A 9858-nucleotide genomic window follows, 5' to 3' on the forward strand; every position below is an offset into this window, starting at 1 on the left:
CGGGCCCGCGCCGTACGGCCGGGTTACTTCCGCCCGTCCGCCGCCCGGCCCCATTCCGTCTTGCGGATGGCCCGGCGCAGCAGGCGGGCGCGCAGGCCGGTCACCCGGTCCGCGTAGACGGTGCCGTCGAGGTGGTCGCACTCGTGCTGGAGGCAGCGGGCGAAGAACCCGGTGCCCTCGATCCGCACCGGGGTCCCGTCGGAGGTGACCCCCTCGACGACCGCGCGGTCGAAGCGGGCGGTGCCCGCCTCCAGGCCGGGCAGCGACAGACAGCCCTCGGGGCCGAGGAACTCGTCCCCGTCGGCCTCGACCAGACGCGGATTGACGACGTGTCCCACATGACGGACGTCCTCGTCGTCGGGACAGTCGTAGACGAAGATCCGCTGCCCGATCCCGATCTGGTTCGCGGCGAGGCCGACGCCCTCGGCGGCGTACATCGTGGCGAACATGTCCTCGATGAGCCGGTCGAGTTCGGGGCCGAAGGCGGTGACCTCGGCGCAGGAGGAGTGGAGCACCGGATCACCCAGCAGGCTCATGGTGCGGACGAGGCCGGTGGTACCGGGGATGGGGCGCTGTCGCATGGCGGTAAGCGTACGACGGGCGAATATATGAGGAGATCCGCGGCGGACCTGGGGCGCCGCGGTCAAGGCTCCGGCCGGTACTGGATAGGCTGGGGCCACCGACGCTAGGAGGACAAAGGACGATGGCAGGCAACACGGAGCCGCTTTCGCCGCGGGCCAAGCTGGCCGTGACGGCGGGCAAGGCCGCGGCGGCGGTGTCGCGGGCCGCGGGACGCGGAAGCGGATCGGTGATCGGTGGCAAGGTCGCGCTCAGGCTGGACCCCGATCTTCTCGGCGCGCTGGCGCAGCATCTCGATGTCGTCCTCGTCTCCGCGACGAACGGCAAGACCACGACGACCCGCCTGATCGCGGAGGCCCTGCGGGCCAGCGGTCCGGTCGTCTCGAACGCGCTGGGCGCGAACATGCCCGCGGGCATCACCTCCGCGCTGGCCGGCGGCTCGGACGCCAAGTACGGCGTCATCGAGGTCGACGAGAAGTACCTGGCCGGGGTGGCCCGGGACGTCACCCCGAAGGTGATCGCCCTGCTGAACCTCTCCCGTGACCAGCTGGACCGCGCGGCCGAGACCCGCATGCTCGCCGAGAAGTGGCGCGAGGGGCTCCAGGGCTCCAAGGCGGTCCTCGTCGCGAACTGCGACGACCCGCTGATCGTGTGGTCGGCCTCCTCGTCGCAGAGCGTCGTGTGGGTCGCGGCCGGCCAGGAGTGGAAGGACGACGCCTGGTCGTGCCCCTCCTGCGGCGGTGTGATGCAGCGCCCCGGCGACGACTGGTTCTGCGGCGAGTGCGGCTTCCGCCGTCCGACCCCGACCTGGGTGCTCTCCGGCGACCACGTGCTGGACCCGCACGGCAGCGCCTGGCCGATCCACCTGCAGCTGCCCGGCCGCGCGAACAAGGCGAACGCCGCCACCTCGGCCGCCGTGGCCGCCGTGTTCGGCGTGCCCCCGCAGGTCGCGCTGGAGCGCATGTACCAGGTCCAGGCCGTGGCCGGCCGCTACGACGTGGTGAACTTCCAGGGCCGCGAGCTGCGCCTGCTGCTCGCGAAGAACCCGGCGGGCTGGCTCGAAACGTTTTCGCTGATCGACGGCCCGCCGGCGCCGGTGATCCTCTCGGTGAACGCCCGCGGCGCGGACGGCACCGACACCTCCTGGCTGTGGGACGTGGACTACCCGCGGCTCGCGGGCCACCCGATCTTCGTGATCGGCGACCGCAAGCTCGACCTGGCCGTCCGCCTGGAGGTCGCCGGCCTGGACTTCCGGGTCTGCGAGACCCTCGACGAGGCCGTGCAGCTGGCGCCGCCCGGACAGATCGAGCTGATCGCCAACTACACCGCCTTCCAGGACGTGCGCCGCCGCGTCGGCAACTAGTCACCCATAGAGGACAAGAGCATGAGCGACAACAGCCTGCGTCTGGTGTGGGTCTACCCCGACCTGCTCAGCACGTACGGAGACCAGGGCAACGTTCTCGTGGTGGAGCGCCGGGCGCGCCAGCGCGGCCTGGACGTCCAGCGCGTGGACGTGCGCAGCGACCAGCCCATCCCCACGTCGGGCGACATCTACCTGATCGGCGGCGGCGAGGACCGGCCGCAGCGGCTGGCCGCGGAGCGGCTGCTGCGCGACGGCGGCCTGGAGCGCGCCGTCTCGAACGGGGCGATCGTCTTCTCCGTGTGCGCCGGGTACCAGATCCTCGGCAACGAGTTCGTCAACGACATGGGCGAGCGCCAGCAGGGCCTCGGCCTGCTGGACGTGGTGACCGTGCGCGGCGAGGGCGAGCGGTGCGTCGGTGACGTGCTCGCCGACATCGACCCGCAGCTGAACCTGCCGCCGCTGACGGGCTTCGAGAACCACCAGGGCGTCACGCACCTGGGCCCGACGGCCAAGCCGTTCGCCCGGACCCGCCTCGGCCGGGGCAACGGCACCGGCGACGGTACCGAGGGCGCGTACAACGACACCGTCTTCGGCACGTACATGCACGGCCCCGTGATGGCCCGCAACCCGCTGATCGCGGACCTGCTGCTGAAGCTGGCCCTCGACGTGAACGCGCTGCCGGCCATAGACGACCGCTGGTACGAGGCGCTGCGCGACGAGCGCATCGCGGCGGCCACGCAGCCCGCGTAGCACCTTCCGTATGACCGTCCGGCCCGGACTCCCCTCGGGGGAGGCCGGGCCGACGTGCTTTCGTACGATCTTCCGTTTGGTAGGTCCTTCATGTGGAGGATGGTTCAGTCCAGCCGGAAACCGCTTGTAGGGTGACGGTTAGTTCCAACCGGACGACGTGGTCCGGTCGTCGGCCCACGTTGCAAAGGTTCTCTCTGCCATGCGCATTGGTGTGCTCACTTCCGGTGGCGACTGCCCCGGCCTCAACGCCGTCATCCGCTCCGTCGTGCACCGCGCCGTCGTCGACCACGGGGACGAGGTCATCGGCTTCCACGACGGCTGGCGCGGCCTGCTGGAGTGCGACTACCGCAAGCTGGACCTGGACTCCGTCGCCGGCATCCTGGCCCGCGGAGGCACCATCCTCGGCTCCTCCCGCGTCCAGCCCGCGCACCTGCGCGACGGCGTGGAGCGGGCCCGGGGCCACGTGGCGGACCTCGGCCTGGACGCCATCATCCCGATCGGCGGCGAGGGCACGCTGAAGGCCGCCAACCTGCTGGCCCAGGGCGGTCTGCCCATCGTCGGCGTGCCGAAGACCATCGACAACGACATCGCCTCCACCGACGTGACCTTCGGCTTCGACACCGCCGTCGGGGTGGCCACGGATGCCCTCGACCGGCTGAAGACCACCGCCGAGTCGCACCAGCGCGTGATGGTCGTCGAGGTCATGGGCCGCCACACCGGCTGGATCGCCCTGCACTCGGGCATGGCGGCCGGGGCGCACGCCATCGTCGTTCCGGAGCGGCCCTTCGACATCGACGAGCTCACGGCGATCGTCGGCGAGCGCTTCTCGGCCGGCAAGCGGTTCGCGATCGTCGTGGTCGCCGAGGGCGCCAAGCCCCGCCCCGGCTCGATGGACTACCAGCAGGGCGGCACCGACCAGTACGGCCACGAGCGTTTCGCCGGCATCGGCAACATCCTCGCCGTGGAGCTGGAGCGGCGCCTGGGCAAGGAGGCCCGTCCGGTCATCCTGGGCCACGTCCAGCGCGGCGGCACGCCCACCGCCTACGACCGGGTCCTGGCCACCCGCTTCGGCTGGCACGCGGTGGAGGCGGCGCACCGGGGCGAGTTCGGCATGCTGACGGCCCTGCGCGGCACCGACATCGTGATGGTCCCGCTCTCCGAGGCCACCTCGACCCTCAAGACCGTCCCGGACGCGCGGTACGACGAGGCACAGACGGTTCTGTGATGTTCCACCCGTTCTGACCCCTTCGGCCGCCCCCGGACGCGATCACGTCCGGGGGCGGCACTACTGTGGTGGGGCGCCACAGTCAAGGGAGTGAGCAGATGGACCACAGCGGTCACGGCATGGACATGAACATGGATATGAACATGGACCTGCCGCCGTTCACCCTCGGGCGCGGGCTGGAGTTCTCCTTCGACGCGTTCTTCCTGTTCGGCTCCCTGCTGGGCCTCGCCCTGTACGGCTGGGGCGTGCTGCGGCTGCGGCGGCGCGGGGACGACTGGCCGCTGGGCCGGACCGTCGCCTTCGCCACCGGCGTCCTCACGGTGATGCTGGTGATGTGCACCAAGCTGAACGACTACGGCATGGTCATGTTCAGCGTCCACATGGTCCAGCACATGGTGATCAGCATGGTCACCCCGATCCTGGTGCTGCTCGGGGCTCCGGTGACCCTCGCCCTGCGCGCGCTGCCGCCGGCGGCCCGGGGCAGCAAGGGGCCGCGCGAGCTGCTCCTGATGCTGCTGCACAGCCGGTACATGCGGATCGTCACGCACCCGGCGTTCACCATCCCGATGTTCATCGCCAGCCTGTACGCCCTGTACTTCACCCCGCTCTTCGACTTCCTCATGCAGAGCAGGGCCGGGCACATCGGCATGATGGTCCACTTCCTGGCCGTCGGCCTGATCTTCTTCTGGCCGATCATGGGCGTGGACCCGGGCCCGCACCGCCCGGGCTACGTGATGCGGATGCTGGAGCTCTTCGCGGGCATGCCCTTCCACGCCTTCTTCGGCATCGCCCTGATGATGGCGAGCGAGCCGATGATCAAGACGTACGCGAACCCCCCGGCCTCCCTGGGCATCGACGCCCTGGACGACCAGCACTGGGGCGGCGGCATCGCCTGGGCCTTCAGCGAGATCCCCTCCGTGCTGGTGCTGATCGCGCTGGTCTACCAGTGGTACCACTCGGAGCAGCGCGCGGCGAAGCGCTCGGACCGGGCCGCGGACCGGGACGGCGACAAGGAGCTGGAGGCGTACAACGCGTATCTCGCCTCGCTCCAAGGGCGCGGCCAGTAGCGCCGGAGCCGGTCGGCGCGCCACCATGGGGCATGACCGGATCCGTTAAGGCGATGGCCGTCACGACCTTCGCCGCCCTGGTGGCCGTCTCCACGTACTCCGTGGCCCTCGGCAGCAACGGCTGGCTGTGGTTCGGCTGGGTGGTGCTGGGGCTGCTGACCCTGGGCCTGGCCGCCTCCCGCAGCACCTGAGACCGGCCGGGCCGGCACGGCCCGCTCCTCGCCACCGCATGGCTGATCCGACCGTGGTCCGACCGTCGGGTGAAGGGAAGCGCCGGGTGTTCTACCACCTGCTCAAGCACGTGCTGCTCGGCCCACTGCTGCGGCTGCTGTTCCGGCCCCGCATCGAGGGCCTGGAGAACATCCCCGCGGAGGGGGCCGCGATCGTCGCGGGCAACCACCTGTCCTTCTCCGACCACTTCCTGATGCCCGCGATCCTGAAGCGGCGGATCACCTTCCTGGCGAAGGCCGAGTACTTCACCGGCCCCGGCCTCAAGGGCCGGCTGACCGCCGCCTTCTTCCGCAGCGCCGGGCAGATCCCGGTGGACCGCTCCGGCAAGGACGCCGGGCAGGCGGCCCTGCGCGAGGGGCTCGGGGTACTGGCGAAGGGCGAGCTGCTCGGCATCTACCCGGAGGGGACGCGCTCGCACGACGGGCGGCTCTACAAGGGCAAGGTCGGGGTGGCGGCGATGGCGCTCGGGGCCGGGGTGCCCGTGGTCCCGTGCGCGATGCTCGGCACCTTCGAGATCCAGCCGCCCGGGCAGACCCTCCCGAAGATCCGGCGGGTCACGATCCGGTTCGGCGCCCCGCTCGACTTCTCCCGGTACGCGGGAATGGAGGGCGAGCGGGCCGTCCTGCGCGCCGTCACCGACGAGATCATGTACGCGATCCTGGGCCTCTCCGGCCAGGAGTACGTCGACCGGTACGCGGCCGAGGTCAAGGCCGAGGAGGAGGAGAAGCGGAAGAAGGCCCGGCGCACGGCGCGCTGAGCCTCCTCCCGTTCACCGGTGTTCCCGGAGCCCTAGCGGACGGCCGGGAGCTCCTCGCGCTGGGGCAGGTCCGAGGCCGGGGCCTCGGCCGTCAGCGACTTCGCGGCGGCCGGGGCCGGCGGCACCGGAGTGGCGTGCGAGCCGCACTTCACGTCCTGGGCGTCGACCTTGCCGGTCAGCAGGTATGACTCCACCCGCGTGTTGATGCAGGGGTTCACCAGGCTGGTCACGCCGTGCGAGCCGGCGTTCTGCTCGGTGATCAGGCGCGAACCGGCCAGCCGGCGGTGCAGCTCGACACCGCCCTGGTACGGGGTGGCGGCGTCACGCTCGGACTGGACGATCAGGACCGGGGCGATCTTCTTCGCGCCGACCTCGATCGGGGTGCTCTGCTTGGACTTCCAGGTCGCGCAGGGCAGGTTCATCCAGGCGTTCGACCAGGTCATGAACGGGTACTTCTCGTGCAGCGCACTGTTGTCCCGGTCCCACTTGGCCCAGCTGGTCGGCCACTTGGCGTCGGCGCACTCCACCGCGGTGTAGACGGCGTTGCTGTTCTCGGACGCGGCGTTGCCCTTGGTGTCCGACATGTCCGGGGCGATGGCCTCGATCAGCGGCTTCTCGTCACCGGCGGCCCAGGCACTGAAGGCCTGCGCGACCGGGACCCACGAGGAGTCGTAGTACGGGGCGCCCTGGAAGAAGCCGATGAGCTCGGCCGGGCCGACGACCCCGCCGAGCGGGTTGGCCTTGGCCTTGGCGCGCAGCTCCTGGTACTTGGCCTCGACCTTGGCGCGGGTGTCGCCGAGGTGGAAGACGGAGTCGTACTTGGCGACCCAGTCCTGCCAGTCGTTCCAGCGCATCTGGAAGGCGACGTCCTGCTCCAGGTTGGCCTGGTACCAGATGTTGTCCGTGTCCGGGTTGACCACCGAGTCGACGATCATGCGGCGCACGTGGCCCGGGAAGAGGGTCGCGTAGACCCCGCCCAGGTAGGTGCCGTAGGAGACGCCGAGGTAGTTCAGCTTCTTCTCGCCGAGGGCGGCCCGGATGACGTCCAGGTCGCGCGCGGTGTTGGTGGTCGTCATGTGCGGCAGCATCTCGCCGCTGCGCTCCTTGCAGCCGTCCGCGTACTCGGCGGCGAGCTTGCGCTGGGCGAGCTTGTCGGCCTCGGTGGACGGGACCGGGTCGGCCTTGGGGGCCTTCACGAACTCCTGCGGGTCGATGCAGGAGATCGGCGCGGAGTGGCCGACGCCGCGGGGGTCGAAGCCCACGAAGTCGTACGCCTTGGAGGTGTTGACCCACAGCGGGCTCTTGGTGGTGACCCGGCGCGGGAAGCGCATGCCGGAACCGCCCGGACCGCCCGGGTTGTAGACGAGGGCGCCCTGGCGCTCCTCCTTGGTGCCCGTGCTGACGGCGCGGTCGACGGCGATGTCGATCGTCTTGCCGAAGGGCTTCGTGTAGTCGAGCGGGACCTTCACCCAGCCGCACTGGATCGGCTTCTCGAAGCCCCAGTCGGCAGGACAGTCCTTCCAGTCGATGCCGGCGCGCGCGGCGCGGGCGGCGGCGATCTGGGCGCCGACCGCCTCGGCGGCTCCGTTGTCCTTGCCGGCCGAGGTGGCCGAGGCCGGCGGCGCGAGCAGCAGACCCGCTGCCAGTGCGCCGGTGATGAGAGTGGCGGCGCTCCCCAGCGTCGCATTGCGTATCACGTGGTTGATCCCCCTGGTCATGTGCCGCACGAGGCGGCCGGGTTGGGTCAGGGGGATCCTTTCGTCTGACCGGTACCCGGCAACAGACCGAGGTCGACTTCTTTGCCAACCCGATAACCGGAGACGGGTGTACCGGTGAGCGGTGTCCCATTCGCCCCGCATCCGCCTGCCCGTCACCAGCCGTACGTCCGGGCCGCCTCGTCCAACAGCCCGCGCAATCGCAGCGCGTCCGGGGCCAGGGCCGTCACCAGTACGGCCGGGCCGGCCAGCGGGGTGACCGCCGCGAACTCCCCCAGGACCGCGGCCGGCGGCGGGTCCTGCTCGAACCGCGGGTCCACGACCAGGAGCTGGCCGAGCGTCCGGTGCCCGGCGATACCGGCCGGGCCGTCCCAGCCGCCCGGTGCGCCGGGGCCGCAGGACAGCTCCTGGTCCAGCAGCGGACGGCCGCCCCGGGTGACGGTGAGGCGGCTGCGCAGCAGGCCGGGGGCCTCGCCGGTGCGTCCCAGCACTTGCTCCTCGCGCAGGATCAGCCGGGCGGAGGGGGCCAGTTCGGCGCGGGTGGAGACCCGCAGGTCGCTGCCGCGCACCGAGACGAGCGGCTCCGGCAGCCAGCGCACCGCCGACTCCTCGGCCAGGGTCAGCCGTACGTCGTACCGCGCGCTCTCCCCGCCCCGGCCGGGCAGGGCCAGGGTGGCGGCCGCCGAGCTCAGGGCCAGCCGGGTGCCCGTTCCCGCCTCGGCCTCGACCGTGAGGTGGTCGCCGCCGAGGGGCGCGCTCATCGCGCCGACCAGCATCACGCCCGCCTCTCCGGGCCGGACGGCCCCGCCCCGGACCCGGCGCAGGGCGAGCGGGCCCTCCCCGGCCAGCACGGGCAGGGCGGTACCGCCGCGTCCGTCGGCGGCCGCGGCGATCCGGGCGGTGGCCCGGAGCCCGGCCGGGGGCGGGGCGGTGACGGGGGGTGCGCCGGTCACCGGGCGGCCCAGGCGGCGAGGCGCTCGCGCACCCAGCCGGCCACCGGGGCCACGCCCTCGGGTCCGCGCAGGGACTGGAAGGCGACGGGCAGCTCACCGCGCTGGTCGGCGGCGTCGCGGGCCATCCGGTCCAGGTCGGAGCCCACGTACGGGGCCAGGTCGGTCTTGTTGACGACGAGCAGGTCGGCGGTGGTGACCCCGGGGCCGCCCTTGCGCGGGATGTCGTCGCCGCCGGCCACGTCGATGACGAAGATCTGGGCGTCGACCAGGCCCCGGGAGAAGGTGGCGGTCAGGTTGTCGCCGCCGGACTCGACGAGGACCAGGTCGAGGGGGGCGGTCTCCCGGTGGGCTTCCTCCAGTTCCTCGACGGCCTCCAGGTTGGCGGAGATGTCGTCGCGGATGGCGGTGTGCGGACAGGCGCCGGTCTCGACCGCGCTGATCCGCTCGGGAGGCAGGACCGCCTCGCGGAGCAGGAACTCGGCGTCCTCCCGGGTGTAGATGTCGTTGGTGACGACGGCCATGGACACCTCGGCGCGCAGGGCCCGGCAGAGCGCGGCGACGGTGGCGGTCTTGCCGGAGCCGACGGGGCCGCCGAGGCCGATGCGCAGGGCGCGGCGGGTGCCGTCGGCGCGCAGGGGTGCGGCGCCGTGGGTGTGCCGGTGGGGATAGGTCACGTCGTGGTCGAGGTGCACGGCAGGTCTCCTTGGGGGGTGGTCTGGTGGGGGGCGCGGGCCGGCGTCAGCGGGCTTCAGGAGGCGAAGAGGCGTACCGCCCAGTCGGCATGGACCTCCGCCGCGATCTCCAGCAGCGGTGAGGAGGCCGCGGGCAGCACCTCCGTCCCCCCGGTACGGGCCAGCAGTGCGGCCTCGGCCGCGCGCGCGGCGACGGCGTCGAGCTCGGGGGCGAGTCCGGCCAGGACGGCGCTCGCCTCGAAGGGGTCGAGGCCCAGCAGCCGTACGGTGGCGGTGGCCGGCCCGCTGACGCTCTCGTACGCCGCCACGTGCGCGGCCTCCAGGGCCCCGAGCCCGGCGGCCCGGGCGACGAGGCCGAGCACCACGGGCTGGTGCGCCCCGCGCGGGAAGGCTGCGGCCAGCGCGTCCAGTTCGGCGGCGGGCCAGGTGGTGGACAAGCACGCGAAGCCGCCACCGGGGACCGGCCACGGAACGTTGTCACCGCCGCCATGCCCCCGTAACGCAGCGGGCGGGTTTCCCCCGCGGG

At 72.1% G+C, this 9858-nt stretch carries 10 protein-coding genes and 1 pseudogene; 6 read left to right on the plus strand and 5 right to left on the minus strand.

Annotated elements, in window-relative coordinates; all coding sequences use genetic code 11:
• Positions 1-23: 23 nt before the first annotated feature.
• Entirely contained in the window at positions 24-581 is a 558-nt protein-coding gene (def, locus tag AB0F18_RS18630) for a peptide deformylase (RefSeq protein ID WP_362061656.1), read from the minus strand.
• Positions 582-703: 122 nt separating this feature from the next.
• On the opposite strand from def, the gene AB0F18_RS18635 reads away from it, so the two are divergent.
• The 6 genes from AB0F18_RS18635 (at position 704) to AB0F18_RS18660 (ending at position 5972) form a co-directional block, all read left to right on the plus strand.
• Positions 704-1942 carry a MurT ligase domain-containing protein gene (locus AB0F18_RS18635; protein WP_362061659.1) on the plus strand — a complete coding sequence of 413 codons (1239 nt, stop codon included), beginning with the start codon at positions 704-706 and terminating at the stop codon, positions 1940-1942.
• A gap of 21 nt (positions 1943-1963) precedes the next feature.
• A complete protein-coding gene (locus AB0F18_RS18640; protein ID WP_362061662.1) occupies positions 1964-2692 on the plus strand; it encodes a glutamine amidotransferase in 729 nt (242 codons plus the stop codon).
• Positions 2693-2891: 199 nt separating this feature from the next.
• The gene (locus AB0F18_RS18645; protein ID WP_362061665.1) at positions 2892-3917 is read left to right on the plus strand and encodes a 6-phosphofructokinase; all 1026 of its coding nucleotides are present in this window, start codon (positions 2892-2894) and stop codon (positions 3915-3917) included.
• Positions 3918-4015: 98 nt separating this feature from the next.
• Positions 4016-4984, plus strand: coding sequence for a cytochrome c oxidase assembly protein (locus tag AB0F18_RS18650; RefSeq protein WP_362061668.1), 969 nt, complete (start codon positions 4016-4018; stop codon positions 4982-4984).
• Positions 4985-5016: 32 nt separating this feature from the next.
• Positions 5017-5175 carry a hypothetical protein gene (locus AB0F18_RS18655; protein ID WP_344155277.1) on the plus strand — a complete coding sequence of 53 codons (159 nt, stop codon included), beginning with the start codon at positions 5017-5019 and terminating at the stop codon, positions 5173-5175.
• An 86-nt stretch (positions 5176-5261) separates the two neighbouring features.
• Complete coding sequence (locus tag AB0F18_RS18660) at positions 5262-5972, plus strand: lysophospholipid acyltransferase family protein (RefSeq protein WP_362061670.1); 711 nt, start codon at positions 5262-5264, stop codon at positions 5970-5972.
• A gap of 32 nt (positions 5973-6004) precedes the next feature.
• On the opposite strand, the gene AB0F18_RS18665 is transcribed toward AB0F18_RS18660, so the two are convergent.
• From AB0F18_RS18665 to AB0F18_RS18680, 4 genes and pseudogenes are all read right to left on the minus strand, one after another.
• Positions 6005-7669, minus strand: a complete 1665-nt coding sequence (locus tag AB0F18_RS18665) for an alpha/beta hydrolase (protein WP_362061672.1) — start codon at positions 7667-7669, stop codon at positions 6005-6007.
• A 173-nt stretch (positions 7670-7842) separates the two neighbouring features.
• Positions 7843-8640 carry an urease accessory protein UreD gene (locus AB0F18_RS18670; RefSeq protein WP_362061675.1) on the minus strand — a complete coding sequence of 266 codons (798 nt, stop codon included), beginning with the start codon at positions 8638-8640 and terminating at the stop codon, positions 7843-7845.
• The gene (gene ureG, locus AB0F18_RS18675) at positions 8637-9332 is read right to left on the minus strand and encodes an urease accessory protein UreG (RefSeq protein ID WP_362061678.1); all 696 of its coding nucleotides are present in this window, start codon (positions 9330-9332) and stop codon (positions 8637-8639) included. The genes AB0F18_RS18670 and ureG overlap by 4 nt, the downstream gene beginning before the upstream one ends.
• Before the next feature lie 56 nt (positions 9333-9388).
• Positions 9389-9760: pseudogene (locus tag AB0F18_RS18680) on the minus strand (urease accessory UreF family protein); the annotation flags it as partial.
• Positions 9761-9858: the final 98 nt, after the last annotated feature.

The organism is Streptomyces sp. NPDC029216 (assembly GCF_040648015.1).
GTDB lineage: Bacteria > Actinomycetota > Actinomycetes > Streptomycetales > Streptomycetaceae > Streptomyces.

Coding starts and splice junctions, on each gene's coding strand:
- AB0F18_RS18650 (WP_362061668.1), top strand. CDS start 4,016: ATGGACCACAGCGGTCACGGCATGGACATGAACATGGATATGAACATG.
- AB0F18_RS18645 (WP_362061665.1), top strand. CDS start 2,892: ATGCGCATTGGTGTGCTCACTTCCGGTGGCGACTGCCCCGGCCTCAAC.
- AB0F18_RS18640 (WP_362061662.1), top strand. CDS start 1,964: ATGAGCGACAACAGCCTGCGTCTGGTGTGGGTCTACCCCGACCTGCTC.
- AB0F18_RS18655 (WP_344155277.1), top strand. CDS start 5,017: ATGACCGGATCCGTTAAGGCGATGGCCGTCACGACCTTCGCCGCCCTG.
- AB0F18_RS18635 (WP_362061659.1), top strand. CDS start 704: ATGGCAGGCAACACGGAGCCGCTTTCGCCGCGGGCCAAGCTGGCCGTG.
- def (WP_362061656.1), bottom strand. CDS start 581: ATGCGACAGCGCCCCATCCCCGGTACCACCGGCCTCGTCCGCACCATG.